At 68.5% G+C, this 26,835-nt stretch carries 21 protein-coding genes and 2 tRNA genes; 20 read left to right on the forward strand and 3 right to left on the reverse strand.

Annotation, left to right across the window (positions count from 1 at the left end):
* Positions 1-10: 10 nt before the first annotated feature.
* Positions 11-1,123, reverse strand: a complete 1,113-nt coding sequence (locus QF037_RS30495) for an acyltransferase family protein (RefSeq protein ID WP_307030655.1) — start codon at positions 1,121-1,123, stop codon at positions 11-13.
* 583 nt (positions 1,124-1,706) lie between these two features.
* On the opposite strand from QF037_RS30495, the gene QF037_RS30500 reads away from it, so the two are divergent.
* The 3 genes from QF037_RS30500 (at position 1,707) to QF037_RS30510 (ending at position 4,467) form a co-directional block, all read left to right on the forward strand.
* Positions 1,707-1,901 carry a hypothetical protein gene (locus tag QF037_RS30500; protein ID WP_030044846.1) on the forward strand — a complete coding sequence of 65 codons (195 nt, stop codon included), beginning with the start codon at positions 1,707-1,709 and terminating at the stop codon, positions 1,899-1,901.
* Between the two features lie 75 nt (positions 1,902-1,976).
* On the forward strand, positions 1,977-4,109 hold the full coding sequence (locus QF037_RS30505; RefSeq protein WP_307030658.1) for a protein kinase domain-containing protein: 2,133 nt from the start codon (positions 1,977-1,979) through the stop codon (positions 4,107-4,109).
* 169 nt (positions 4,110-4,278) lie between these two features.
* A complete protein-coding gene (locus QF037_RS30510) occupies positions 4,279-4,467 on the forward strand; it encodes a hypothetical protein (protein WP_307030660.1) in 189 nt (62 codons plus the stop codon).
* Between the two features lie 55 nt (positions 4,468-4,522).
* Here QF037_RS30510 and QF037_RS30515 read toward each other — a convergent pair.
* Positions 4,523-4,593: transfer RNA gene (locus QF037_RS30515), tRNA-Gly, on the reverse strand.
* 130 nt (positions 4,594-4,723) lie between these two features.
* Here QF037_RS30515 and QF037_RS30520 point away from each other — a divergent pair.
* The 5 genes from QF037_RS30520 to clpX all read left to right on the forward strand — a co-directional run bounded on the left by QF037_RS30520 (position 4,724) and on the right by clpX (position 9,556).
* Positions 4,724-4,800 (forward strand) — tRNA-Pro (locus QF037_RS30520).
* A gap of 192 nt (positions 4,801-4,992) precedes the next feature.
* Entirely contained in the window at positions 4,993-6,393 is a 1,401-nt protein-coding gene (gene tig / locus QF037_RS30525; protein WP_307030662.1) for a trigger factor, read from the forward strand.
* A 357-nt stretch (positions 6,394-6,750) separates the two neighbouring features.
* Positions 6,751-7,356 (forward strand): ATP-dependent Clp protease proteolytic subunit, encoded by a 606-nt coding sequence (locus tag QF037_RS30530; RefSeq protein ID WP_307037456.1) that lies wholly within the window; start codon positions 6,751-6,753, stop codon positions 7,354-7,356.
* A gap of 51 nt (positions 7,357-7,407) precedes the next feature.
* Positions 7,408-8,088: an ATP-dependent Clp protease proteolytic subunit gene (locus QF037_RS30535; protein WP_307030664.1), complete on the forward strand. Its 681-nt coding sequence runs from the start codon at positions 7,408-7,410 to the stop codon at positions 8,086-8,088.
* A gap of 178 nt (positions 8,089-8,266) precedes the next feature.
* Positions 8,267-9,556: an ATP-dependent Clp protease ATP-binding subunit ClpX gene (gene clpX, locus QF037_RS30540; protein ID WP_307030666.1), complete on the forward strand. Its 1,290-nt coding sequence runs from the start codon at positions 8,267-8,269 to the stop codon at positions 9,554-9,556.
* A 72-nt stretch (positions 9,557-9,628) separates the two neighbouring features.
* Here the strand turns inward: clpX and QF037_RS30545 are convergent, their stop codons facing one another.
* Positions 9,629-10,570, reverse strand: a complete 942-nt coding sequence (locus tag QF037_RS30545) for a hypothetical protein (RefSeq protein WP_307030668.1) — start codon at positions 10,568-10,570, stop codon at positions 9,629-9,631.
* A gap of 136 nt (positions 10,571-10,706) precedes the next feature.
* Between QF037_RS30545 and QF037_RS30550 the strand changes: the two genes are divergently transcribed.
* The 12 genes from QF037_RS30550 (at position 10,707) to QF037_RS30605 (ending at position 26,789) form a co-directional block, all read left to right on the forward strand.
* A complete protein-coding gene (locus tag QF037_RS30550) occupies positions 10,707-13,331 on the forward strand; it encodes a valine--tRNA ligase (RefSeq protein ID WP_307030670.1) in 2,625 nt (874 codons plus the stop codon).
* Positions 13,332-13,527: 196 nt separating this feature from the next.
* On the forward strand, positions 13,528-15,012 hold the full coding sequence (folC, locus tag QF037_RS30555; RefSeq protein ID WP_307030672.1) for a bifunctional tetrahydrofolate synthase/dihydrofolate synthase: 1,485 nt from the start codon (positions 13,528-13,530) through the stop codon (positions 15,010-15,012).
* 9 nt (positions 15,013-15,021) lie between these two features.
* Entirely contained in the window at positions 15,022-15,378 is a 357-nt protein-coding gene (locus QF037_RS30560; protein WP_307030673.1) for a DUF4233 domain-containing protein, read from the forward strand.
* 64 nt (positions 15,379-15,442) lie between these two features.
* Positions 15,443-15,859, forward strand: a complete 417-nt coding sequence (gene ndk / locus QF037_RS30565; RefSeq protein ID WP_307030675.1) for a nucleoside-diphosphate kinase — start codon at positions 15,443-15,445, stop codon at positions 15,857-15,859.
* Between the two features lie 338 nt (positions 15,860-16,197).
* On the forward strand, positions 16,198-17,217 hold the full coding sequence (locus QF037_RS30570; protein ID WP_307030677.1) for a rod shape-determining protein: 1,020 nt from the start codon (positions 16,198-16,200) through the stop codon (positions 17,215-17,217).
* A 156-nt stretch (positions 17,218-17,373) separates the two neighbouring features.
* Complete coding sequence (gene mreC, locus QF037_RS30575; protein ID WP_307030679.1) at positions 17,374-18,321, forward strand: rod shape-determining protein MreC; 948 nt, start codon at positions 17,374-17,376, stop codon at positions 18,319-18,321.
* A gap of 13 nt (positions 18,322-18,334) precedes the next feature.
* The gene (gene mreD / locus QF037_RS30580) at positions 18,335-19,015 is read left to right on the forward strand and encodes a rod shape-determining protein MreD (RefSeq protein WP_307030681.1); all 681 of its coding nucleotides are present in this window, start codon (positions 18,335-18,337) and stop codon (positions 19,013-19,015) included.
* 80 nt (positions 19,016-19,095) lie between these two features.
* On the forward strand, positions 19,096-21,348 hold the full coding sequence (gene mrdA / locus QF037_RS30585) for a penicillin-binding protein 2 (RefSeq protein ID WP_307030683.1): 2,253 nt from the start codon (positions 19,096-19,098) through the stop codon (positions 21,346-21,348).
* Positions 21,345-22,541 (forward strand): rod shape-determining protein RodA, encoded by a 1,197-nt coding sequence (gene rodA / locus QF037_RS30590; RefSeq protein WP_307030685.1) that lies wholly within the window; start codon positions 21,345-21,347, stop codon positions 22,539-22,541. The genes mrdA and rodA overlap by 4 nt, the downstream gene beginning before the upstream one ends.
* Before the next feature lie 21 nt (positions 22,542-22,562).
* Positions 22,563-23,171: a hypothetical protein gene (locus QF037_RS30595; protein ID WP_307030687.1), complete on the forward strand. Its 609-nt coding sequence runs from the start codon at positions 22,563-22,565 to the stop codon at positions 23,169-23,171.
* Between the two features lie 74 nt (positions 23,172-23,245).
* On the forward strand, positions 23,246-24,745 hold the full coding sequence (locus QF037_RS30600; protein WP_307030689.1) for a CYTH and CHAD domain-containing protein: 1,500 nt from the start codon (positions 23,246-23,248) through the stop codon (positions 24,743-24,745).
* 82 nt (positions 24,746-24,827) lie between these two features.
* A complete protein-coding gene (locus QF037_RS30605; protein WP_307030691.1) occupies positions 24,828-26,789 on the forward strand; it encodes a TIGR03960 family B12-binding radical SAM protein in 1,962 nt (653 codons plus the stop codon).
* Positions 26,790-26,835: the final 46 nt, after the last annotated feature.

Below are 26,835 nucleotides of genomic sequence, written 5' to 3' on the forward strand. Positions count from 1 at the left end.
GTCGGAGCGGCTAGACGAGAACCTTCTCGCGGCGCTCCTGCTTCTGGCGTTCCCGGGCCAGTTCGGCGGGGTCCTGCTTGAAGGCCCACGCCATCTTCGGCTCCATCGCGAACCGGAAGACCCGCTGCACGGGCTTCGTGCACAGCACGGTGACGACGGCGGCCGCGAGGACGCTCACGGCGATCTCGCCGAGCGGGCGGTGCAGCCAGGGGTGGTCGAACCAGCCCTGGTAGTCGCCGGCCTTCACCAGGAAGCCGTGCAGGAGGTAGCCGTACAGCGTGCCCGCGCCGAGCGCCGTGAACCACATGTTCCGGCGCGGCACCCAGGCGAAGAAGCAGGCGGTCAGCAGCAGCGAGCAGCCGAACATCGCGAGCACCATGACCGGTCCGGCCCACCACGGGGCGCCCAACTCCTGCGCGGAGTCCCGGTGGTAGAACCATGCGGTGTTCATGCGCGGCACCGCCCACCAGCCGACGGCGAGCGCGGCCGCGAACACGGGCACCGCCACGATCCGCACCGTGCGGGTGCGTACCCGGTGGAAGTGCTCGGGCTTCATGCACAGGCCCAGCACGAAGTAGGGCAGGAACTGCAGGATCCGCTGCAGGTCCAGGTCGTCACCGATCGACGGCGCGACGGAGGCCAGCATCGCGAGGCCGAGCGCGAAGGGGAGCGGCCAGCGGACCGCCTTCAGGAGGGGGGTGATCATCCGCCAGACGAACAGCGCGCACAGGAACCAGGTCAGATACCAGGGGTCGAGCAGGCTGATGTCCTTGCCGGGGTCGTCGCCCGCCACGCGCTCGAACAGGACGTAGGCGGTCTCGAAGACGATGTAGGGCACCGCGACACCGGTGATCAGCCGCCGCAGCCGGTCGGGGCGCATGTCGAAGCTGCGCGAGAAGAAGCCGGAGATGATGATGAACGCCGGCATGTGGAACGAGTACACGACGGTGTACGCGGCTTCCAGGATGCGGCTGTCGCCCTTGAGCGGTTCCCAGGCGTGACCGACGGCCACCAGCACGATCGCCAGGTACTTGGCGTTGTCGAAGAACGCGTCGCGCTGCTTGCCGGCGGGCTTGGCCGGCTGTTCGTTCTGCTGTTTGAGGGGCGAGCGCGGACTCGGCACTCCTGATGCCGACGGCTGGGCAGGGGGGAGCGGCGCTCTGCCGCGTGCGGGGGACGAGGCAGCGTGGAACATCTGAGGCACCCTAGCGTTGTCTGTGGGATTTCGTAAAACCCGCCAGGTCATTCCTGGTTATTCGCTTCGGGTGCCCAGAAAATCGAGCCGTTGACGTTCGGTGAACGTGACGGCCAACACACTTGGTGGGGAGGGATTATGGTCACAGCAAGCGCCAACTTGGTGTGATTCATCCCGACTAAATAGGGCATAAGACCAGCAGGCGACTCCGGCGGAATGTCCGCTTCCTGGGGGCGCGGTGATTATTCGAATTGCCTGCGAACAGGATGTGTGGAGAACGAAACGATCGAGTCGAATTCCCTGTGCGGATGCACTCTCGAATTGATGTGCGGGGTACGGGAGATCGGTCGCGCGGCCGGACGGCGTCCCACAGTTCAGGCACAGGTGTGGTCAACGATGCATCACCTGCCGCATACAGCGGCTTGGTTGGTGGCACGATGGTTCTGGCGGGGGTGCGCGGGGCTGGCATCCCCGGGCCGGGAGTGCGGACCGACCGAGGGTGTGATCAGTTGTGGCCATTTCGCTGTCAGTGGTACTGCTGTTGGCGATCATCTTGGTGGTGTTGATCCGTGGCGGATCCCTCAAGGCCGGACCTGCCGTCGTGGCCGTGCTGTTCGGCTTCTTCCTCGCCTCGACGGGCATGGCCGACGACATCCAGCGTTTCCTCAACTCGATAGCGGAGACCATCAACTCGATCCAGTTCTGACCCCGTTGACCCGTGAAGCTAGGCTGATCCGTCCGGTCACGGGGGCCGGAGAGGGCTACAGGGGGACGTACCGGGATGGTGCTGCGCGACTCGGATCCGGCGGAGGCGGGCGGTTACCGCATCGAGGACCGTCTGGGCAGCGGCGGAATGGGCGTGGTCTACCTCGCCCGCTCCGCCTCCGGCCGCCGTCTCGCGGTCAAGGTGGTGCACGGTCAGTACGCGGACGACGACGAGTTCCGCGCCCGGTTCCGCCGTGAGGTGGCCGCCGCCCGTCAGGTCAGCGGCGCCTTCACGGCCCCTGTCGTGGACGCGGACGCCGACGCGCCGCGCCCCTGGATGGCCACGCTCTACATACCGGGTGCGGACCTCGGCCGGCACATACGCGACCACGGCCCGCTGCCGCTTCCCCGGCTCCGTGAACTCGCCGCGGGCCTTGCGGAGGCCATCCGCGACATCCACCGCGCGGGCGTGGTCCACCGCGACCTGAAACCGGCCAATGTGATGCTCGCCGACGACGGCCCCCGCGTCATCGACTTCGGTATCTCCCGTGCCACCGAGTTCGCCGCCTCCGACGTCCTCACCCAGACCGGCCGCGTGATGGGCACCCCGCCCTTCATGTCCCCGGAACAGTTCTCCGCTCCCCAGGACGTGGGCCCGGCGGCCGACATCTTCTCGCTGGGCGCGGTGGTCGCGTTCGCCGCGTCGGGCCGGGGCCCCTTCGACAGCCCGAGTCCCTACGAGACAGCGATCCGCGTGGTCGAGGGCGACCCCGAACTCGACGACGTCCCGGCCGAGTTGCTCCCCTTCATCCGCCTCTGCCTGGAGAAGGAGCCCAAGTCCCGCCCTACGGCGGACGAGTTGCTGCGGCTGCTGAGGAACGGCGACTGGCGGACGACGGACGATGCCCCGACGCCGGTCGACACCGGCAGGCCCCGCCGCCGCACACGCCGGTGGCTGGCCGTCGTGGCCGGCACCCTCGCCCTCGCGGCGGCTACGACGACGGTCGCCCTGACCGGCGACGACTCCGCCCCGGGGAACCTGCCCGCCGGCTGGAGGGCTTGGCACAAGCAGGCGAAGGACCCGAGCCTGGACAAGGATCCGATGGGCCCCACCGCCCTCTTCAATCGCTGCGTCGCCTCTGGTACGTCTCTGGTGTGCGCGGGCGACGAGATCATGGCGACCCGCTTCGCCCTGGCCGACGGCAGGAACACCTGGGCCCGCCCCATCGACCAGACCGCGGACGGCGAGGACTTCGGCAGCAGCAGCTCCGGAGGGGGCACGATCATCGGCGCCCGCGACGGCCGTGTGTACGTCTACGGCGCCGACGACCGGCCCGACGACGAGGCGTCGTATCCGACCCGCTACACGATCCAGGCCCTGAACGCCGGGACCGGCAGGACGATCTGGAGTACGGTCACCGCCGACGGCTCGGACGGTACGGAGCCGAGCAGCGACCAGGGCGCCTCCGTCGCCGTACCTGCGGGCATCATGACTGTCTACGGCAAGACGGGGAGGCAGTTCGCCCTGCTCGACGCCGACGACGGCAAGGTCCGCTGGAAGCGCCCCCTGCCGAACCCTGACCAGTACATGACTCTGCTGCGCAGTTCCGCCGGACAGGCGTACCTGCTCACCGGGAAGTACACGACCGACAACATCGAGAGCACGAGCATCGCCCAGCTCGACCCGGCCACCGGCAAGCCTCGCTGGACCGTCAAGGTCAAGGGCGACATGGACATCGTCGGCAGGCACGACGGCCGTCTGGTGCTGGTGAACGTGACCGGCGCCCGCCGCACACTGACCCTGGTCAACACCACGTCACACGTCATGACGACGGTGAAGCTCGCCAAGGTCCAGCCCGAGGGTGCGGCCCCCACCTTGGTGAACGGCACCCTCTACTTCACCCTCTCCAACGGCAGCATCCGCGCGTTCGACCCGGCCACCGGCCGCCAGGCCTGGGCGAGCAACTCCGGAGTGGAGCAGTCGGGCCCCCCGACCGCCTCCGGGACCCACCTGTACGTGGCCTCCCCCAGCGGTCGCCTCGCCGCCCTGAACCGGAGCACCGGCGAGGTCGAGGGCACCCTCCCCGGCCGCGACGACGGCGCCGTCGACGGCTCGCCGGCCGGCGCCCCCCTCACTCTCGTCGGCGACGCCCTCTACGTCCCGTACGGCCTCCGCTCCGTCTACACCGTGGACGTACGTGACCTCTGAGAGCTGCCCATGCGACCTTGGCCGGCCTGAGACGCCTGCCGGGGACCTGCCTGTCCCGTGCCCCTGACCCGCCCGGAAGGAACCGAATGAAGATCTGGACACACTGAGGCCGCTCGATCTCTGGGTGCGCGACACCGAGGCCGACGGTCGTCATGTGGCAGTTCGTCTGATGAGTCAGGAGAGTGACGGCGACATCGTGATGTGGCGGTGGCACCACTACTACGGCGGTAGCGGTGACGGGAATGAATGGCGTACCTACGCGTCCTCCTCGGAGGGCATCCGCCGTGTGAAGGTCCAGGCGGCTGTCTTCGAGGGCGATACCCAGATACGTCAGTGCCAGAGCGGCTGGGACGCGTAAGAAATCAGGGCCAGCTCAGAGGATCAAACCTCTGAGCTGGCCCTGAGCACTACAGAGCGGGCGACGGGAATCGAACCCGCGTAGCTAGTTTGGAAGACTAGGGCTCTACCATTGAGCTACGCCCGCACAGGACGCGCCGCAGGTCAGATGACCGCGGCACAGAAGGCATCGTAGCGGGTCGGGACCCCTCGCCGCACACCCCGTAAATGCGGCGGCCCCGCTGCCTGCGGGCATGTACCCTACGTGTCGCACCAGACGGGGTGTGGCGCAGCTTGGTAGCGCGTCCGCTTTGGGAGCGGAAGGCCGTGGGTTCAAATCCCGCCACCCCGACCATGTGACCGGCCATTGGCGGCCACCTTCGCGATCACCTGGCTTGATCGCCTTTTGGGGCGTGTAGCCGCTGCGGTTACTATGCAAGCTGCGCGCCCGTGTGTCTCTCGTCTGATGGTCCTCTGGGCGGCTAATCCGCCGGAGCCGTTCTGGCCCCGGCAGAATCCAAGAAGTCAGCCACAAGGAGACCGAACCGTGAAGAGCGCCGTGGAGACCCTGAACCCGACTCGGGTTCGGCTCACTGTCGAGGTGCCCTTCGAGGAGCTCAAGGACAGCCTCGACGCGGCGTACAAGAAGATCAACCAGCAGGTCACGGTGAAGGGCTTCCGTAAGGGCAAGATCCCGGCCCGTGTCATCGACCAGCGGTTCGGTCGTGGTGCAGTGCTGGAGGAGGCCGTCAACGACGCGCTTCCGAAGTTCTACACCGAAGCGGTCAACGAGGCCGAGCTGGACGTCCTGGGCCAGCCCGAGGTCGACATCACCGAGCTGAAGGACGGCGACACGCTGAACTTCACCGCCGAGGTCGACATCCGCCCGTCCCTGGAGCTTCCCGAGGACTTCTCCTCCATCGAGGTCGAGGTCGACGCCGTCGAGGTGAGCGAAGAGGACATCGAGAAGTCGGTGGAGCAGCTCCGTGAGCGCTTCGCCTCCACCTCCCCGGTCGAGCGCGCCGCCGAGGACGGCGACGTCGTCACGATCGACCTGGAGGCCAAGGTCGACGGAGAGGTGCTCGAGGACGGCATCGCCAGCGGTGTCTCGTACACCATCGGCTCCGGCGAGCTCCTCGAGGGCATCGACGACGCCGTGAAGGGCCTGGAGGCCGGTGGCGAGGCCACCTTCACCTCCGAGCTCAAGGGCGGCTCCGCGGCCGGCAAGGAGTCCGAGGTCACCGTCAAGGTCACCCAGGTCGCCGCCCGCGAACTGCCCGAGCTGGACGACGAGTTCGCGCAGCTCGCCTCCGAGTTCGACACCCTCGAGGAGCTCAGGGCCGACAGCCGCAAGCGCCTCGAGAACATGAAGCAGTACGACCAGGCGACGCAGGCCCAGGAGCGCGTCCTGGAGAAGCTGCTCGAGCTGGTCGAGGTCCCGGTCCCCGAGAAGCTGCTCGAGGACGAGGTCAACACCCGTAAGCACAACCTCGAGCACCACCAGCTCGGCCAGATGGGCCTCGACCTCGAGAAGTACCTCGAGATCCAGGGCAAGACGGTCGAGGAGTTCGAGGCCGAGACCAAGGACGCCGCGGTCAAGGGCATCAAGACCCAGTTCGTCCTCGACGAGCTGGTCAAGCGCGAGAAGCTGAACGTCAACCAGGAGGAGCTCACCGAGCACCTCATGCGGCGCGCCGCTTCCTCGGGCATGTCCCCCGACCAGTTCGCCCAGGCGGTCGTCGAGGGCGGCCAGGTTCCGCTCCTGGTCGGCGAGGTCGCCCGCGGCAAGGCCCTGGCCGTCGTGGTCGAGGCCGCCACGGTGAAGGACACCAACGGCGAGGTCATCGACCTGGACGACGAGGACGAGGTCGAGCCGGCCGCCGACGTCGCCGCCGAGGCCACGGAGGCGGACGCCACGGACGCCGACGCCGACAAGACCGAGGGCTGATCCCACGGCGCCGAGCAGGCTGCAGGGCGGGCTCCGGGTCACTCATGACCCGGGGCCCGTTTTCCTACCCAGGGGCGCGGGGAACTGCGCGACAAGCCCCGTACGACCCTCAGTCGGCCACGCGCAGCACAGCCACGGCGAGTAGCCAATGGCCCACCCGCCGGAGGCATCCCGCGCTACGCCCCCGGCGAACAGCCCCCTTTGCGGGATTCCCCGAAGGGACCAGCGCGTTAGGGTCCATGAATACGAGGGGAGTGGAGTCCCGAGCGGCTCCAGCCCCGCAGGGAACACGCAGGGAACACGTGAAGACGGCCCGGCGCCGTCGTAAGACGAGCAGGTGGATACGTGACGAATCTGATGCCCTCCGCCGCCGGCGAGCCTTCCATCGGTGGTGGCCTCGGCGACCAGGTCTACAACCGGCTGCTCAACGAGCGGATCATCTTCCTCGGCCAGCCGGTCGACGACGACATCGCGAACAAGATCACCGCACAGCTGCTGCTCCTTGCCGCGGACCCGGACAAGGACATCTACCTCTACATCAACAGCCCGGGCGGTTCGATCACGGCCGGCATGGCGATCTACGACACCATGCAGTACATCAAGAACGACGTGGTGACGATCGCCATGGGCCTCGCCGCCTCCATGGGCCAGTTCCTGCTCAGCGCCGGCACCCCCGGCAAGCGCTTCGCGCTGCCGAACGCCGAGATCCTGATCCACCAGCCGTCCGCCGGCCTCGCCGGCTCGGCCTCGGACATCAAAATCCACGCCGAGCGGCTGCTGCACACCAAGAAGCGCATGGCGGAACTGACCTCCCGGCACACCGGTCAGTCGTTCGAGGAGATCACCCGCGCCTCCGACCGCGACCGCTGGTTCGACGCCGATGAGGCCAAGGAGTACGGCCTCATCGACGAGGTCATCACCACGGCCGCCAACATGCCGGGCGGCGGCGGCACCGGGGCCTGAGACCCCCCTGCAAGCCCCCAGCCGACCGCCTCAGCCTCTAGGAGACAGAAAGTGAACGACCACCCCGGCAGCGGCCTGTACGACCGCACGCGCGCCGAGTACACGGGCCCCTCCGCGGAGTCCCGCTACGTCATCCCGCGCTTCGTCGAGCGCACCTCGCAGGGCGTCCGTGAGTACGACCCGTACGCGAAGCTGTTCGAAGAGCGCGTGATCTTCCTCGGCGTCCAGATCGACGACGCCTCCGCCAACGACGTCATGGCGCAGCTGCTGTGCCTGGAGTCGATGGACCCGGACCGTGACATCTCGGTCTACATCAACAGCCCCGGCGGCTCCTTCACCGCGCTGACGGCGATCTACGACACGATGCAGTTCGTGAAGCCGGACGTCCAGACGGTCTGCATGGGCCAGGCGGCCTCCGCCGCGGCCATCCTGCTGGCCGCCGGTACGCCGGGCAAGCGCATGGCGCTGCCGAACGCCCGTGTGCTGATCCACCAGCCCTACAGCGAGACCGGTCGCGGTCAGGTCTCCGACCTGGAGATCGCCGCCAACGAAATCCTCCGGATGCGCGCGCAGCTGGAGGAGATGCTGGCCAAGCACTCGACCACGCCGATCGAGAAGATCCGCGAGGACATCGAGCGCGACAAGATCCTCACGGCCGAGGAGGCGCTCTCCTACGGTCTGATCGACCAGATCATCTCCACTCGGAAGATGAACAACGCATCCGTCCGCTAGTCGGAGGCTGTATTGTCTGCCGCCCCTTGGTCCGGTTCGTGTGCTTTGACACGCTGCACGTCAAAGTGAACCGCGCCAAGGGGGGCCCGAACGGGGGGCCCGGCAAGGTACCGTCGGAATAAGGCAGCACCAGGAGCCGCTGGACCTAGGCGTCTCCCAGGCGAAGGGGAAGCACACCGTGGCACGCATCGGTGACGGCGGCGATCTGCTCAAGTGCTCGTTCTGCGGCAAGAGCCAGAAGCAGGTCAAGAAGCTCATCGCAGGGCCTGGTGTGTACATCTGCGACGAGTGCATCGATCTCTGCAACGAGATCATCGAGGAAGAGCTCGCGGAGACGAGCGAGGTGCGCTGGGAGGAACTCCCCAAGCCTCGTGAGATCTACGAGTTCCTCGAGGGCTATGTGGTGGGCCAGGAGCAGGCCAAGAAGGCGCTCTCCGTGGCGGTCTACAACCACTACAAGCGCGTCCAGGCCGGCGAGAACGGCGGCGGAAGCGGCCGTGACGACGCGATCGAGTTGGCGAAGTCCAACATCCTCCTGCTGGGCCCGACGGGCTCCGGCAAGACGCTGCTGGCCCAGACTCTCGCCCGCATGCTGAACGTCCCGTTCGCGATCGCCGACGCAACGGCGCTCACGGAGGCGGGGTACGTCGGCGAGGACGTCGAGAACATCCTCCTGAAGCTCATTCAGGCGGCGGACTACGACGTCAAGAAGGCCGAGACCGGGATCATCTACATCGATGAGATCGACAAGGTCGCGAGGAAGAGTGAAAACCCCTCGATCACCCGGGATGTGAGCGGCGAGGGCGTCCAGCAGGCGCTGCTCAAGATCCTCGAGGGCACGACGGCCTCGGTCCCGCCCCAGGGCGGCCGCAAGCACCCGCACCAGGAGTTCATCCAGATCGACACGACGAACGTCCTGTTCATCGTGGGCGGTGCCTTCGCGGGCCTGGAGAAGCTCATCGAGTCCCGCGCCGGCGCCAAGGGCATCGGCTTCGGCGCGACGATCCGTTCGAAGCGCGAGCTGGAGGCCAAGGACCAGTTCGAGGACGTCATGCCCGAGGACCTGGTCAAGTTCGGCATGATCCCCGAGTTCATCGGCCGCCTCCCGGTGATCACCTCGGTCCACAACCTGGACCGCGAGGCCCTCCTCCAGATCCTGGTCGAGCCTCGCAACGCGCTGGTCAAGCAGTACCAGCGCCTCTTCGAACTCGACGGCGTGGAGCTGGACTTCGAGCGCGAGGCGCTGGAAGCCATCGCCGACCAGGCCATCCTCCGCCAGACCGGCGCGCGAGGCCTGCGCGCCATCATGGAGGAAGTCCTCCAGGGCGTCATGTACGAGATCCCGTCCCGCAAGGACGTGGCCCGCGTCGTCATCACGGCAGACGTCGTCCACTCCAACGTCAACCCGACCCTCATCCCGCGCGACGCCCGCAACGGACGGGGCCCGGGAGAGGCGAAGACGGCGTAACCGCCGCCGCGCACAAGGACGAACGAAGGGGCCCCGGTCAACCGACCGGGGCCCCTTCGCAGTTCAGCGACGTCAGGCCTTGACGCGGACTTCCTTGCGGAGCTTCGCCGTCATCTCGGCCGCCTCCGCGGGGGCCGTGGCCTTGCCGGCGGCGATGTCCGAGTACTCCATGGGCATCACGAAGCCGAGCGTGCTGTGGTCACCCCAGACGCAGTACGTGACCTTCATTTCCTTGGCCATGCCGGCCGTCGTCTCGTCGGAGTTGTCGATCTTGGCGCCCTGGCACTTCAGGATCGCGCCCTCCAGCGAACTGGGCTTGTACTCCTTCGCGCTGCCCTCGAAGGTGACGTTCTCCTCGCCGGCGTCCTTCTTCATGAAGGCGAAGAAGCCGTCGACGGCCTTCTCGGGGTCGTCGATCGTGCCGTAGACGCCGCCGAACGTCAGCATCTTGCCGCCCAACGGGTTGCTCTCGTCGGCGACCTCGTAGTTGGCGCTGACATCCTTGGCGCCCTTGACACCCCACGACTCGGCGTCCTTGAGGTCTTCCTTGGTCATGCTGTCGCTGTCGCCGTCGGACTTCTTGTACTCGGTGAGTACGGTGCCCGGAGTCGTCAGCTTGTGCGCCCCGTCGTCCGCGATGTCCGACCCGCCTCCGCCGCCACCCCCGCCGCCGAGGGCGAAGGCCGCGCCCACGGCGATCGCGGCGACGACCGCCACCGAGCCGAGGATGATGGCCAGCTTCTTCTTGCCGCCACCGCCCGGAACCGGCGGCATCGGGGCCGTGTAGGGCTGCTGACCGTACGGCTGCTGCCCGTACGGCGGGGTCTGCGGCGGGACGCCGCCCTGCTGCTGCGGGTAGCCGTACCCCGGCTGCTGGGGCTGAGCGGGCTGTTGGGGGTAGCCGTAGCCGGGCTGGGGGGCCTGCGGCGGCTGCTGGCCGTACGGGCCCGGCTGACCGTACGGACCGGGCTGCTGGGGCTGCCCGCCGTACGGGCCCGGCTGGTTGTGACTCATTACTGGGTTCCCCTCCAGATGCTTATGCGTTCCGAACATCCTGGCGCAGGCACCGGCGATGCATTGCATCGGGGGCCTCACCGTTACAGAACAAAGCCGTTTCGGGACACGCCCGCGACACCCCTAAACTGACCCCGTGACCGAGAACGCTCAGCAGCAGCCATCAGCGCCCGACACCGAACTGCCGACCCAGTACGCGCCGGCCGACGTAGAGGGCCCGCTGTACGAGCGCTGGGTGGAGCGGGGTTACTTCGAGGCGGACGAGAAGAGCGACAAGCCGCCGTACACCATCGTCATCCCGCCGCCGAACGTCACCGGCAGCCTGCACCTCGGGCACGCCTTCGAGCACACGCTCATCGACGCCCTCACGCGTCGCAAGCGCATGCAGGGCTTCGAGACGCTGTGGCAGCCCGGCATGGACCACGCCGGCATCGCCACCCAGAACGTCGTCGAGCGCGAGCTGGGGAAGGAAGGCAAGTCCCGGCACGACCTCGGCCGTGAGGCCTTCGTCGAGCGGGTCTGGCAGTGGAAGGGCGAGTCCGGCGGACAGATCTCCGGGCAGATGCGTCGCCTCGGCGACGCCGTCGCCTGGTCGCGTGAGCGCTTCACGATGGACGAGGGGCTGTCGCAGGCCGTCCAGACCATCTTCAAGCGGCTCTACGACGACGAGCTGATCTACCGCGCCGAGCGCATCATCAACTGGTGCCCCCGCTGTCTGACCGCGATCTCCGACATCGAGGTCGAGTACCAGGACGACGACGGCGAGCTCGTCTCCATCAAGTACGGCGAGGGCGACGAGACGCTCGTCGTCGCCACCACCCGCGCCGAGACCATGCTCGGTGACACGGCCGTCGCCGTTCACCCGGACGACGAGCGGTACAAGCACCTCGTCGGCAAGCTCATCAAGCTGCCGCTCACCGAGCGCTCCATCCCCGTCGTCGCCGACACCCACGTCGACCCCGAGTTCGGCACCGGCGCGGTCAAGGTCACCCCGGCCCACGACCCGAACGACTTCGAGATCGGCCAGCGCCACGACCTGCCGGCCATCACGATCATGGACGAGCACGCCGTGATCACGGCCCACGGCCCCTTCCAGGGCCAGGACCGCCTCGAGGCCCGTTCCGCCATCGTCGCCGCCCTGCGCGCCGAGGGCCGGATCGTCGCCGAGAAGCGGCCCTACGTCCACTCCGTCGGCCACTGCTCGCGCTGCAAGACCACCATTGAGCCGCGGCTGTCCATGCAGTGGTGGGTCAAGGTCGGCCCGCTCGCGAAGGCCGCCGGTGACGCGGTCCGCGACGGCCGCGTCAAGATCCATCCGCAGGAGATGGAGAAGCGGTACTTCGACTGGGTCGACAACCTCCACGACTGGTGCATCTCACGGCAGTTGTGGTGGGGCCACCGCATCCCCGTCTGGTACGGCCCGGACGGCGAGGTCGCCTGCGTCGGACCCGACGAGGAGCCGCCCACCGGTGAGGGCTGGCGTCAGGACACCGACGTCCTCGACACCTGGTTCTCCTCCGGCCTGTGGCCCTTCTCGACCCTCGGCTGGCCCGAACAGACCCAGTCGCTCGCGAAGTTCTACCCGAACTCCGTCCTGGTCACCGGCTACGACATCCTCTTCTTCTGGGTCGCCCGGATGATGATGTTCGGCCTGTACGCGATGGACGGCACCCCGCCGTTCCACACCATCGCCCTGCACGGCATGGTCCGCGACCAGTTCGGCAAGAAGATGTCGAAGTCCTTCGGCAACGCGGTCAACCCGCTGGACTGGATGGACAAGTACGGCAGCGACGCCCTGCGCTTCACCCTCGCCCGTGGCGCCAACCCCGGCGTCGACGTCCCGATCGGCGAGGACTGGGTCCAGGGCTCCCGCAACTTCGCCAACAAGATCTGGAACGCCACGCGCTTCGCGCTGATGAACGGCGCGACGGTGGACGGGCCCCTGCCGGACGAGTCGGCGATGTCGGCGACGGACCGCTGGATCCTCTCCCGGCTCAACTCCGTCGTCGCCGAAGTCGACGCGCTCTACGAGGACTACCAGTTCGCGAAGCTCTCCGACGCCCTCTTCCACTTCGCGTGGGACGAGGTCTTCGACTGGTACGTCGAGCTCTCCAAGACGACGTTCCAGGCGGGCGGCGAGCCGGCCGAGGTCAGCAAGCGCGTCCTGGGCGAGGTCCTCGACGTCACTCTCAGGCTGCTGCACCCGGTGGTCCCGTTCGTCACGGAGACCCTCTGGACCACCCTCACGGGCGGCGAGTCGGTCGTCATCGCGGACTGGCCCAAGGACAGCGGCTTCCGTGACACGGCCGCCGAGAAGGAGATCGAGACCCTCCAGTCCGTCATCACCGAGGTCCGCCGCTTCCGCGCCGACCAGGGTCTCCAGCCCGGCCAGCGCGTCCCGGCCCGCCTGACCCTCGACGGCACGGCCCTGGCGCCCCACGAGGCCGCCATCCGCCAGCTCCTCCGGCTCCAGCCGGAGGGCGACGCCTTCACGGCCACGGCGACCCTCCCGGTCTCCGGCGCCGAGGTCGCCCTCGACCTCTCCGGCACCATCGACGTCGCGGCGGAGCGCAAGCGCCTCGCCAAGGACCTCGCGGCCGCCGAGAAGGAAAAGGCCCAGGCCACCGCCAAGCTCGGCAACGAGGCGTTCCTGGCCAAGGCCCCGGACAACGTGGTGGACAAGATCCGCGGCCGCCTGGCAAAGGCGGGCGAGGACATCGCCCGCATCCAGTCCCAGCTGGACCGCCTGCCGCAGGCGTAGGCAGTTTGTACGGCGCGAGGGGCCCCGGAGTCTTCAAGACTCCGGGGCCCCTCGCGCCGTCAGGGGCGCGGGGCTGTATCGATGTGCGGCTCCGCCGCGTGGGCGCGACCAGCCACCTGCGGCCCGCAGACGCCGTAAACGACCAGCCACCCCACTCCATAGGCACTCTCTAGGTCCCCCTCCGTAGACTGACCCCGTGAGTGACAGCGACCCCTTCGACGAGATCATCGACGCCGAGACAGACCGCGACCCCGACCTCGCGGTCATCGAGGCCGGCAGCCGCACCCTGCGCACCCAGGGAGGCCCGCCGGAGGCCGACGTGCCGACGCGCCCCCAGGACCCCGAGGTCGACAAGGCGCTGCGCGAGGTCGAGGCGGAACTCGCCACGCGCTGGGGCGAGACCAAGCTCGAGCCCTCCGTCAGCCGTATCGCCGCGCTCATGGACGTCCTGGGCGAGCCGCAGCGGTCGTACCCCTCGATCCACATCACCGGGACGAACGGCAAGACCTCCACCGCCCGCATGATCGAGGCCCTCCTCGGCGCCTTCGAACTGCGCACCGGCAGGTACACCAGCCCCCATGTGCAGTCGGTCACCGAGCGCATCAGCCTCGACGGGGCGCCGATCTCCGCCGAGCGCTTCATCGAGACGTACGAGGACATCAAGCCGTACATCGAGATGGTGGACGCGCAGCAGGAGTACCGGCTGTCGTTCTTCGAGGTGCTGACCGGCATGGCGTACGCCGCCTTCGCCGACGCGCCCGTGGACGTGGCCGTCGTCGAGGTCGGGATGGGCGGCACCTGGGACGCGACCAACGTCATCGACGGTGACGTCGCCGTCGTGACCCCCATCGACCTGGACCACACCGACCGGCTCGGCGAGACTCCCGGCGAGATCGCCAAGGAGAAGGCCGGCGTCGTCAAGCAGGACGCGACCGTCATCCTGGCGCAGCAGCCGGTCGACGCCGCGCAGGTGCTGCTGAAGAAGGCCGTCGAGGTCGACGCCACCGTGGCCCGTGAGGGGCTGGAGTTCGGGGTCGTGGCACGGCAGGTGGCCGTCGGCGGACAGCTGATCACCCTGCGCGGGCTCGGCGGGGAGTACGAGGAGGTCTACCTCCCGCTGCACGGCGCCTACCAGGCGCACAACGCCGCTGTGGCGCTCGCCGCCGTCGAGGGCTTCTTCGGTGTCGGCTCGCAGCGGCCCGAGCCGCTCGACATCGACACCGTCCGCAAGGCGTTCGCGGCCGTGACCTCGCCGGGGCGGCTGGAGATCGTACGGCGCTCTCCCACCGTCGTGCTGGACGCCGCGCACAACCCGGCGGGCGCCCGGGCCACCGCCGAGGCGATCGGTGAGGCCTTCGACTTCAGCCGGCTGATCGGTGTGGTCGGGGCCAGTGGCGACAAGAACGTACGAGGTCTCCTGGAGGCCTTCGAGCCGGTCTTCGCGGAGATCGTGATCACCCAGAACTCCAGTCACCGCGCCATGGACGCCGACGAGTTGGCCGCCATCGCCGTCGAGGTGTTCGGCGAGGAGCGCGTACAGGTCGAGCCGCGGCTGCCGGACGCGCTGGAGGCCGCGATCACCCTGTCCGAGGAGGAGGGCGAGTTCGCGGGCGCCGGCGTGCTCGTGACCGGTTCCGTCATCACCGTCGGCGAGGCCCGGCTGTTGCTGGGGAAGGGCTGAATCCCAAGAATGCGTACTCTCTGTTCCTCGACCCTGATCGGCGAGTTCTTCATCATCGGCTTCGCCGGTCTGGTCGCGATGAAGGACGACGACCTGTCCACGGCCACGGTGTGGACGGTCAGCGGTATCGCCATGTTCCTGTGTCTGGCGCTGTGCGGTGTGATCACCCGGCCCGGCGGCGTCGCGCTCGGCTGGGTCCTGCAGATCGCCCTCATCGCCTCCGGGTTCGTGGTGCCGACGATGTTCTTCCTGGGCGTGGTCTTCGCGGCGCTCTGGTGGGCCTCGGTGCACTACGGGCGGAAGGTCGACGAGGCAAAGGCGAGGTTCGCCGCGCAGGCCGACTCCACTACACCTGACGCTGCGTGACCGACGGGCGGACACGCCGGGTAACCTCATCACTCCGCACACTGTTGATCGCAAGGAGTCCCACGTGAGCCAGCGCACCCTCGTCCTCCTCAAGCCCGACGCGGTCCGTCGTGGCCTGACCGGCGAGATCATCAGCCGTATCGAGCGCAAGGCCGGCTGGCAGATCACCGCGCTGGAGCTGCGCACCCTGGACCAGGACACGCTGGAGCAGCACTACGGCGAGCACAAGGGCAAGCCCTTCTACGAGCCGCTGGTGGAGTTCATGGCCTCCGGCCCGGTCGTGGCGCTGATCGTCGAGGGCGAGCGGGTCATCGAGGGCGTGCGCGCGCTGGCCGGCCCCACCGACCCGATCGCCGCGGCCCCCGGCTCCATCCGCGGGGACTTCGGTGTGATCGTCCGGGAGAACCTGATCCACGCGAGCGACTCCGTCGAGTCGGCTGAGCGTGAAGTGAAGATCTTCTTCCCGGACCGTGTGGGCTGACCGGGGTTGAAGGGGGGCGGGCGCCCCGCGCCCCTTAGGGAGTTTTCGTGGACGTTTCTGACGTGGCGTCAGCCTGATCTCCCATCTGACCTGGGGCGGCCGTGACTTTTCGGCCGTCCTTTGGCATATGCGCGCCGATCGGGGGAACGGGTGCCCCCGATGGGCCGTCTCCACAAGCGCGGTGGGGTTCCATCTGCTGACAATGGCGAAGACCCTCGCGCGGTGTTCGCGTAGGCGCCACTACGATGGAAGTCTTCACGTCACCGCACCCACTTCGCCAACCTGAAAAAGCCCTCAAAGCTCCCGGGAAGGCCAGACGAATCCTGATGGGGAACTCAATGTCGTTCATCGGCCGTGACATGGCTGTCGACCTCGGGACCGCCAACACGCTGGTGTACGTCAGGGGTCGCGGGATCGTACTCAACGAGCCGTCCGTCGTCGCGATCAACACCAACACCGGTGGCATCCTGGCGGTCGGATCCGAAGCGAAGAAGATGATCGGGCGCACGCCCGGCAACATCGTTGCCGTACGTCCGCTGAAGGACGGCGTCATCGCCGACTTCGAGATCACCGAGCGAATGCTCCGCTACTTCATTCTGAAGATCCACAAGCGGCGGTATCTCGCGAGGCCGCGCGTCGTCGTGTGTGTGCCCTCCGGCATCACCGGCGTCGAGCGCCGTGCCGTCATCGAGGCGTCGTCCCAGGCCGGGGCCCGCCAGGTGCACATCATCGAGGAGCCCATGGCGGCCGCCATCGGTTCCGGCCTGCCGGTCCACGAGGCCACGGGCAACATGGTGGTGGACATCGGCGGCGGCACGACGGAGGTCGCGGTCATCTCGCTCGGCGGGATCGTCACCGCTCAGTCGATCCGCGTCGCGGGCGACGAACTGGACAACGCGATCATCCAGCACATCAAGAAGGAGTACTCGCTCCTCCTGGGTGAGCGGACGGCCGAGCAGATCAAGATCACGATCGGTTCGGCGTACGACCTCGACGCTGACGAGCACACCGAAATCCGCGGCCGGGACCTCGTCTCCGGGCTGCCCAAGACCGTCGTCATCTCGGCCGGCGAAGTCCGCAAGGCGATCGAGGAACCCGTCAACGCGATCGTGGACGCGGTCAAGACGACCCTCGACAAGTGCCCGCCCGAGCTGTCCGGCGACATCATGGACCGCGGAATCGTTCTGACCGGCGGCGGCGCCCTGCTGCGCGGCCTCGACGAGCGGCTGCGGCGCGAGACCGGCATGCCGATCCACATCGCCGAGGACCCGCTGGACAGCGTGGCGCTCGGCTCCGGCAAGTGCGTGGAGGAGTTCGAGGCGCTCCAGCAGGTGCTGGACGCCCAGCCGCGCAGATGACGTAACTCTTCGATTCCGCCGTACGAGATGATCTCCTCTCGTACGGCGGATCGTTGATATAGAGGCATAAGCTCGCCCATGGGCATCCGCGAGCCCCTGTACACCCGCATACCTGAACACCTGCACATTCCTATGAGGAAGGCACGGCCGCCGCACGTGAGGGACACACGAGAGAGCCGGCTGCTCCTGGTGCTGCTGATCGCCATCGCGTTCGCACTGATCACGGTGGACATCCGTGGCGGGGAGGATTCGCCGGTCGACGGTGCCCGCCAGGCCGCGGCCACGGTTTTCGGCCCCATCGAGGACGGTGTGTCGTCCGCCGTGAACCCGGTCGGCAACGCGGTCTCCGCGATCCGCGACTCCGGCGAGCGGCACGACCGGCTCGCCGCGCTGGAGAAGGAGAACGCGGCCCTCAAGGCGAAGCTCGGCAGCGACGACCGCAACACCAGCCGCCTCAAGCAGCTGAACTCGATGCTGAAGGTCGCGGGCGAGGGCCAGTACGGCATCAAGGGCGCCGAGGTCATCGCCATAGGAGCGGCCCAGGGCTTCTCCTGGACCATCACCATCGACGTCGGTTCCCACGACGGCATCAGACGCGACATGACCGTCCTCAACGGCGACGGACTGGTGGGGCGCGTGACGACCGTGGGCCCGAACACCGCCACCGTGCTCCTCGCCAGCGACCCCGACTTCACCGTCGGCACCCGCATGGAGGCCAGCGACGAGCTCGGCTTCGCCTCCGGACAGGGCGACCGCCCGCTGCGCGTCGAACTCCTCAACGGCAAGGCCGAGATCAAGAAGGGCGACCGCCTCGTCACCTTCGGCTCGCAGGCCGACAAGCCCTTCGTGCCCGGTGTCCCCGTCGGCATCGTCTCCCGCGTCGACCCCTCCGGCGGCGACCTCACCCGCACCCTCTACGTCACGCCGTACGTCAGCTTCACCAAGCTCGACATCGTCGGCGTCGTCGTCGAGGCCCCGAAGAAGGACCCGCGCGACACGGTGCTCCCCGACAAGCCGAAACCGACCCCCACGCCGACGGTCACCGTCACGGTCACCCCGTCCGCGAACGCCCCTGTCGACGGCCAGCTCGAGCAAGAGCAGTAGGAGCTGATTCCCCTTGCGTGTCAACCGGATCCTGCTCTCCACCTCCCTCGTCGTCGTAGCCCTCGTCCTCCAGGTCAGCGTCCTGTCCCGGCTCCACCTCCCGGGCGCTGTCCCGGACGTGCTGCTGCTGACCGTCCTCGGTCTCGCGATGGTCTACGGCCATGTCGGCGGCGCCCTCGTCGGCTTCGGCGCGGGACTGCTCGCCGACCTCGTGCCGCCCGCCGACCACGCCGCCGGGCGCTACGCGCTGGTGCTGTGCGTCATCGGCTATCTGGCCGGGCTCGCCAAACCGGAGAACGGCAGACTCAAGTCGGCCACCGGCCCGATGCTCGTCGTGGTCGCCGCCGCCGTCGGCACGACCCTGCTCTACGCCGGTGTCGGCGCTCTCGTCGGCGACACCGCCGCCCGCCATGTCGGCCTCGGCAGCCTGCTGTTCACGGCCGCGCTGTACGACCTGCTGCTCGCCCCCTTCGTCGTCCCCGGCATCATGGCGCTCGCCCGCCGCGCCGAGAACGACCCCCTCGCGGAGACCAACACCTCCGCCAAGAAGGCCACCGACATCTCCTCCGGGTGGCTCTCCTCCGGAACGGGCCTGAAGATCGGCGGTCAGCGCGGCGGACTCGGCGCGCTGCGGACCAGGGCCCGGACCCGGACCGCGCGCGTCGGTCGCATCAAGGGGGTCAAGCGGCTGTGAGTGCGCGCGAGTCGGCGGGCCGTGTTCACAGGTTCGCCGTATATGACACGTACACACACTGAGAGGGGGCGGCAGCCGCAGTGACCAACATCCCCGAGACCGGTCGGACTCCACGGGTCCAGATCAGGCTCATCGTGATCCAGATCCTCGTCCTGTCCCTCCTCGGCACCCTCGGCGGGCGCCTGTGGTACCTCCAGATCCGCGAGGGCGACGAGTACGCGAAGGAGGCGTCCGGCAACCACGTCCAGCAGGTCGTGGAGCCCGCCGTCCGCGGCTCGATCCTCGACGCGCGCGGAGTGCCGATCGCCGACAACGAGACACGGCTGGTGGTCTCCGCCTCCCGCACCGACCTGCTGAAGATGAAGGACGACGGCAAGGCCGTCCTCACCAAGCTCGCCGGTGTCCTCGGTATGAAGCCCGGGGAGGTCATGCAAAAGGTCCGGCTGTGCGACGCCAAGACCCCCCAGCCCTGCTGGAACGGCTCGCCGTACCAGCCGATCCCCGTCACCGACGAGGCCACCGCCAAGCAGGCCCTGCAGATCCGCGAGCGCGCCGAGGACTTCCCCGGCATCACCGCCGAGCCCGAGGCCGTGCGCCGCTACGCGAGCCCCGGCAAGGCCAACACCGCCCAGGTCCTCGGCTACCTCTCCCCGGTCACCGACGAGGAGATCACCAAGGCCCAGGACACCGACTCGCCCTATCTGCGCTCCGACCAGGTCGGCCGCAGCGGCCTGGAGCGCGAGTACGACAAGGAGCTGCGCGGCAAGGCCGGCGTCACCCGCTACGAGGTCGACAACCTCGGCCGCGTCATCGGCCAGGCCGCCAGTGACGAGGCGCAGCCCGGCTCGAACCTCGTCACCAGCATCGACGCCCGCGTCCAGCGGGTCGCCGAGTACGAACTGAACGACGCGATGAAGAAGGCCCGCGAGGCCTTCGACGACAACACCGGCGAGAACTACAAGGCCGACTCCGGTGCCGTCGTCGTCATGGAGGCCAAGACCGGCCGCGTCGTCGCCATGGCGTCCAACCCGTCGTACGACCCGAACGCCTGGGTCGGTGGCATCTCCGCCAAGGACTACACCAAGCTGACGGGCAAGGACTCCAACTACCCGCTGCTCAACCGGGCCATCCAGGGCCAGTCGGCGCCCGGCTCCATCTTCAAGGTGGTCCCGACCGCCGCCGCGATAAACGCCGGGTACTCCTTCGACGGCCCCTACAACTGCTCGAGTTCGTACTCGATCGGCGGCCAGGTCTTCAAGAACTTCGAGACCAAGGGATACGGCCCGATCAGCCTCGGCCGCGCCCTGGAGGTCTCCTGCGACACCGTCTTCTACCGGCTCTCCCACGAGGAGTGGAAGAAGGACGGCGGCACCAAGCCGAAGAAGGACGCCAAGAACTGGTTCTACAAGACGGCCCACCAGTTCGGTCTCGGCGCCGAGACCGGCATCGACCTGCCCAACGAGGTCACCGGCCGTATCCCGGACCGCCAGTGGAAGCTCGACTACTGGAAGGCCAACAAGGACGTCTGGTGCAAGACCGGCAAGAAGGGCGGGACGTACGCCGAGCAGATCGCGTACGAGAACTGCCTCGAAGGCAACCTGATGCGCGCCGGTGACTCCGTCAACTACTCCATCGGCCAGGGCGACACCCTCGTCACCCCCATCCAGATGGCCACCATCTACGCGGCGATCTCCAACGGCGGCACCCTCTACACGCCCTCCGTCGGCAAGGCCATCGTCAGCGCGGACGGCCAGACCGTCGACGAGATCAAGCCCAAGGCGCACGGCAAGCTGCCCATAAGCCGCAAGACGCTGGCCGAGATGGACGAGGCCCTCGCGGGCGTCGCCACCCGCGGTACCGCCGCCTGGCGGTTCGCCGACGTCGGCTGGCCGCAGGACAAGATCCCGATGCACGCCAAGACCGGTACCGCCGAGGTCTACGGCAAGCAGACGACGTCCTGGTTCGCCACGTACACCAAGGACTACACGGTCGTCATGACGATCTCCCAGGGCGGTACGGGCTCCGGCGCCTCGGGCCCCGCGGTCCGCAACATCTACGACGCGCTCTACGGCGTCTCCGACGACGGCACGATCAACAAGAAGAACGCCCTGCTGCCCACCCCGCAGAAGAGCCTCCCGAAGGTCCAGACGGACGGCACCATCAAGTCGCCGAAGGTCTCCAAGGACCCGGGCAAGGAGCAGCGGGTGACCCAGGAGGGCGCCCCCGAGCCCGACGAGACGCAGCTGGCGGCAACCGTCGAGAAGCCGGCGACAGGCAACCGCAACACCCGCAGGCGGCGCCACAAGCGAGGTGGCCGGAGGATGTGCACATGACCGGCAACAGCTTCTCCGTCTCCGGCTACGGGCCCGAACGGGCGGGCTGGACGCGGCTGTTCGCCCGCGACTCGCTCGCCCGCCGGCTGGACTGGCCGATACTGTTCGCGGCCCTCGCCCTGTCGATGATCGGCTCGCTGCTGGTCTTCTCGGCCACCCGCAACCGCACCGAGATCAACCAGGGCGACCAGTACTACTTCCTGTTGCGCCACCTCATGAACACCGGCATCGGGTTCGCCCTGATGATCGGCACCGTCTGGCTCGGCCACCGCGGCCTGCGGACAGCGGTACCGATCCTCTACGGCGCCTCGGTGTTCCTGATCCTGATGGTGCTCACCCCGCTGGGCTCCACGGTCAACGGCGCCCACTCGTGGATCGTCGTCGGCGGCGGCTTCTCGCTCCAGCCCTCGGAGTTCGTGAAGATCACGATCATCCTCGGCATGGCGATGCTGCTGGCGGCCCGGGTCGACGCGGGTGACAAGCAGTACCCCGACCACCGCACGGTCCTCCAGGCGCTGGGCCTGGCCGCCGTACCGATGCTCATCGTCATGCTGATGCCCGACCTTGGGTCGGTCATGGTCATGGTCATCATCGTGCTGGGTGTGCTGCTGGCCTCGGGCGCCTCCAACCGCTGGGTCTTCGGCCTGCTCGGCGCGGGCACCATGGGCGCGCTCGCGGTCTGGCAGCTCGGCGTCCTGGACGACTACCAGATCGCCCGCTTCGCCGCCTTCGCCAACCCCAGCCTCGACCCGGCCGGCGTCGGCTACAACACCAACCAGGCGCGTATCGCGATCGGTTCGGGCGGACTCACGGGCTCGGGGCTGTTCCACGGCTCGCAGACCACGGGCCAGTTCGTGCCGGAGCAGCAGACCGACTTCGTGTTCACCGTGGCGGGCGAGGAGCTGGGCTTCGTCGGCGCGGGCCTGATCATCGTGCTGCTCGGTGTCGTCCTGTGGCGGGCCTGCCGTATCGCCCGGGAGACGACCGAGCTGTACGGCACGATCGTCGCCGCCGGGATCGTGGCCTGGTTCGCCTTCCAGTCCTTCGAGAACATCGGGATGACCCTGGGGATCATGCCGGTCACCGGTCTGCCGCTGCCGTTCGTGTCGTACGGTGGCACGTCCATGTTCGCGGTGTGGGTGGCGGTCGGGTTGTTGCAGTCGATCAGGGTGCAGCGGCCGATGTCGGCGTAGCGCTGCCGTAGGGGGAGTGGAATGGCGGACGAGTACGTGGCCGTGTGCCCGGTCGGCGAGGAGCTGGTGAGCCGGCTTCTGGGGCTGGCGGAGCTGGATCTGGCCGACACAGAGGCCGTGGAGGCACGGATACGCGAGGCCGGCTGGCCCGACTGGTCACAGGCGGTACAGGGACCGGCGTACGAGGACACACCCGACGTCCCCGACGCCACCCATGTCACACCGGAGGGCCACTTCGTCACGGCCGACGGCGACGGCACGCTCCATCTGCCCTTCGCCTACCTCTACTCGGTCGACGGCGGCATCCTCGACGAGGACTGCTGGGGTCCCGTACCCGGCTGGACCAGCCAGGAGGGCGCCTGGCGGCCGGAGTTCGACGCGCACTACGACACCGTCCTCCAGCGCTTCACCGACCGGCTCGGCCTGCCGGACCACGACATCCGCCAGCCCAAGTACCACAGCCGGTACGTCAGCTGGCGTCTGGAACACAGCGTGGTGATCGTCGGGCAGGGCCCCGAACCGATGTCGTACCACCAGTTCGAGGACGCCCACATCCTCCTTGTCTCCCGGACGGCGAAGGACGCGCCGTTCCCGGAGGGCGAGGCGATGCGAGCGCTGGTCACCTCCTGACGCCCGGCGGCTCCCCCGGGAATCACGGTCGGCGCCCTCTGCCGTCGCGCCCCGACTCCGTCTAAGTTCGGTTCATGGCGGACACGAAGCGCGAGATCGAGCGGAAGTACGAGTCCGACGACAGCGGGCTGCCGGACCTCACCGGCGTCGCCGGGGTCGCAGCCGTCCTCGACAAGGGTGTCGCACAGCTGGACGCCACCTACTACGACACCCAGGGCGAACACCTCGCCGCGGCCTCGATCACCCTGCGTCGCCGCACCGGCGGCTCCGACGCCGGCTGGCACCTGAAGTTCCCCGTCTCGCCCGGTGTACGGGACGAGATCCGGGCGGCCCTCTCCGACTCCGTCCCGCGCGTCCTCACGGGCCTGGTCCGCTCACGCGTCCGCGATCTCGAGCTGCTGCCCGTGGTCCGGCTGGTCTCCGACCGGGACGTCCGCCATCTCGTCGACGCCGACGGCGGGCTGCTCGCCGAGGTCAGCGTGGACGCCGTCCGCGCCGAGCGGCTCACCGGGGGCGACGGTGTCGCCCAGTGGACCGAGATCGAGGTCGAGCTCGCCGACGGCGGCGACCCGGCCTTCCTCGACAAGGTCGAGAAACGGCTGAAGAAGACGGGCGTACGGCCGTCCGCGTCGGCCTCGAAGCTGGCCCGGGCGCTGACGGAGACCGGCGGGGCGAAGCGGCTGAAGCCGGCCAGGAAGGCACCGGAGACCGCCGGGGACCATGTGATGGCCTACATCCGGGCCCAGCGGGACGCGATCGTCGAGCTCGACCCCGCCGTCCGGCGGGACGTGGACGACTCCGTGCACCGCATGCGCGTCGCCACCCGGCGGATGCGCAGCGCCTTCAAGTCGTACGAGAAAGTCCTCGACCGCGCCGTCACCGACCCGATCGGCGCGGAGCTGAAGTGGCTCGCGGGCGAGCTGGGCGTGAACCGGGACCATGAGGTGCTGACGGAGCGTCTGACGGCCGCCCTCGACGGACTGCCGCGGGTGCTGCTGCCCGACCAGGTGCGCACCCGGCTGCGCACCTGGTCGCACGCGCGGCCCGGCGGCTCGCGCAGCCGTCTGATCGCCGTACTCGACGGAAAGCGGTACCTGGACCTGCTGGCCGCGCTGGACGCCGTGGTGGACGGGCCGCCGCTGCTGAAGGCGGCCGGCGGGCAGCCGCCGAAGGTGATCTCCACGGCCGTACGGAAGGACTTCGGGAAGCTGACGGAGCTGGTCGAGCGGGCGGTGGTGCTGTCGCCGGGCGCCGACCGGGACCTCGCGATCCACGAGGCGCGCAAGAAGTGCAAGCGGACGAGGTATTCGGCGGAGGCGGCGTCCGCGGCCCTCGGCGAGCCCGCCGTCGACCTGGTCCGCTCGATGAAGTCCCTCCAGGGCCTGCTCGGTGATCACCAGGACAGCGTGATGACCCGCGAGGCCCTGCGTGATCTCGCAGGTCAGGCCCATGTGGCGAGGGAGAGCGGGTTCACGTACGGGGTGCTGTACGGGCGCGAGGAGCGGCGGGCCGAGCTGGTCGAGCTGGACCTTCCCGTGACGTGGCCGTCGATCAAGGGCGCGATGGAGGTCTGAGCGGAAGGACAGGGGCGGTCCACGATCGCGTTACGCTAGATGGTCACCCCTGTCAGTCCAGCCCACCACGAAGGTTCGCGAGATGCCTGCCGAAGACGCTGCGGCCGCCGAGTCTGTGTTCCCGCAGCTCGAAGCTCTGCTCCCGCATGTGCAGAAGCCGATCCAGTACGTCGGCGGAGAACTCAACTCCACGGTCAAGCCGTGGGAGTCCACCGATGTCCGCTGGGCGCTCATGTACCCGGACGCCTACGAGGTGGGCCTGCCCAACCAGGGCGTCATGATCCTCTACGAGGTCCTCAACGAGCAGGAGGGCGTCCTCGCCGAGCGCACGTACAGCGTGTGGCCGGACCTGGAGGCGCTGATGCGGGAGCACGCCGTCCCGCAGTTCACGGTGGACAGCCACCGGCCGGTGAAGGCCTTCGATGTCTTCGGTCTGTCCTTCTCCACGGAGCTGGGCTACACCAACATGCTGACGGCGCTGGACCTGGCGGGCATCCCGCTGGAGTCGAAGGACCGCGGTCTCGACGACCCGATCGTGCTGGCCGGCGGCCACGCCGCCTTCAACCCCGAGCCGATCGCGGACTTCATCGACGCGGCGATCATCGGCGACGGCGAGCAGGCCGTGCTCGACATGACGCGGATCATCCGCGAGTGGAAGGCGGAGGGCCGGCCGGGCGGCCGCGAGGAGGTCCTCTTCCGCCTCGCGAAGACGGGCTCGGTGTACATCCCGGCGTTCTACGACGTGGAGTACCTCCCCGACGGCCGCATCGGCCGAGTCGTACCGAACAAGTCCGGTGTCCCGTGGCGGGTGTCCAAGCACACGGTCATGGACCTGGACGAGTGGCCCTACCCCAAGCAGCCGCTGGTCCCGCTCGCCGAGACGGTCCATGAGCGCATGTCCGTCGAGATCTTCCGCGGCTGCACCCGCGGCTGCCGCTTCTGCCAGGCGGGCATGATCACCCGCCCGGTACGCGAGCGCTCGATCACGGGCATCGGCGAGATGGTCGAGAAGGGCCTCAAGGCGACGGGCTTCGAGGAGGTCGGCCTGCTGTCCCTGTCGTCGGCGGACCACTCGGAGATCGGCGACATCGCCAAGGGCCTGGCGGACCGGTACGAGGAGGACAAGGTCGGTCTGTCCCTCCCCTCCACCCGCGTCGACGCGTTCAACGTGGACCTGGCCAACGAGCTGACGCGCAACGGCCGCCGCTCGGGCCTGACCTTCGCTCCCGAAGGCGGCTCGGAGCGGATGCGCAAGGTCATCAACAAGATGGTGTCCGAGGAGGACCTCATCCGGACGGTGGCGACGGCGTACGGCAACGGCTGGCGCCAGGTGAAGCTGTACTTCATGTGCGGTCTGCCGACGGAGACCGACGAGGACGTCATGCAGATCGCCGACATGGCGATGAACGTCATCCAGAAGGGCCGCGAGGTCTCCGGCGCCAACGACATCCGCTGCACGGTCTCCATCGGCGGCTTCGTCCCCAAGCCCCACACACCGTTCCAGTGGGCGCCCCAGCTCTCCGCCGAGGACACCGACGCCCGCCTGGAGAAGCTCCGCGACAAGATCCGCGGCGACAAGAAGTACGGCCGCTCCATCGGCTTCCGCTACCACGACGGCAAGCCCGGCATCGTGGAGGGCCTGCTCTCCCGCGGCGACCGCCGTATCGGCGCCGTCATCCGCGCGGTCTACGAGGACGGCGGCCGCTTCGACGGCTGGCGCGAGCACTTCTCGTACGACCGGTGGATGCGGTGCGCCGACAAGGCGCTGGCCGGCTTCGGCGTCGACGTCGACTGGTACACGACGCGCGAGCGCTCGTACGAGGAGGTCCTGCCCTGGGACCACCTGGACTCCGGCCTCGACAAGGACTGGCTCTGGGAGGACTGGCAGGACGCGCTCGACGAGACGGAGGTCGAGGACTGCCGGTGGACGCCGTGCTTCGACTGCGGGGTGTGTCCGGCCATGCAGACCGAGATCCAGGTCGGGCCCACCGGTAAGAAGCTGTTGCCTCTTACGGTCAAGAGTGCTGCGCCCAGCCAGAGCTAAGAGTTGAGCCCCCTTTCTGCGGAGAGGGGGCTCAGTGGCCGTTGGG

It is taken from the genome of Streptomyces canus (assembly GCF_030815415.1).
Taxonomy (GTDB): Bacteria; Actinomycetota; Actinomycetes; order Streptomycetales; family Streptomycetaceae; genus Streptomyces; species Streptomyces canus_F.

What these genes read in the sequence shown, in the direction of transcription:
- QF037_RS30530 (WP_307037456.1), top strand. Translation starts at nt 6,751, where the DNA reads ATGCCCTCCGCCGCCGGCGAGCCTTCCATCGGTGGTGGCCTCGGCGAC.
- QF037_RS30605 (WP_307030691.1), top strand. Translation starts at nt 24,828, where the DNA reads ATGCCTGCCGAAGACGCTGCGGCCGCCGAGTCTGTGTTCCCGCAGCTC.
- rodA (WP_307030685.1), top strand. Translation starts at nt 21,345, where the DNA reads ATGACCGGCAACAGCTTCTCCGTCTCCGGCTACGGGCCCGAACGGGCG.
- QF037_RS30560 (WP_307030673.1), top strand. Translation starts at nt 15,022, where the DNA reads ATGCGTACTCTCTGTTCCTCGACCCTGATCGGCGAGTTCTTCATCATC.
- QF037_RS30595 (WP_307030687.1), top strand. Translation starts at nt 22,563, where the DNA reads ATGGCGGACGAGTACGTGGCCGTGTGCCCGGTCGGCGAGGAGCTGGTG.
- QF037_RS30545 (WP_307030668.1), bottom strand. Translation starts at nt 10,570, where the DNA reads ATGAGTCACAACCAGCCGGGCCCGTACGGCGGGCAGCCCCAGCAGCCC.
- QF037_RS30510 (WP_307030660.1), top strand. Translation starts at nt 4,279, where the DNA reads ATGAGTCAGGAGAGTGACGGCGACATCGTGATGTGGCGGTGGCACCAC.
- QF037_RS30505 (WP_307030658.1), top strand. Translation starts at nt 1,977, where the DNA reads ATGGTGCTGCGCGACTCGGATCCGGCGGAGGCGGGCGGTTACCGCATC.
- QF037_RS30600 (WP_307030689.1), top strand. Translation starts at nt 23,246, where the DNA reads ATGGCGGACACGAAGCGCGAGATCGAGCGGAAGTACGAGTCCGACGAC.
- QF037_RS30570 (WP_307030677.1), top strand. Translation starts at nt 16,198, where the DNA reads ATGTCGTTCATCGGCCGTGACATGGCTGTCGACCTCGGGACCGCCAAC.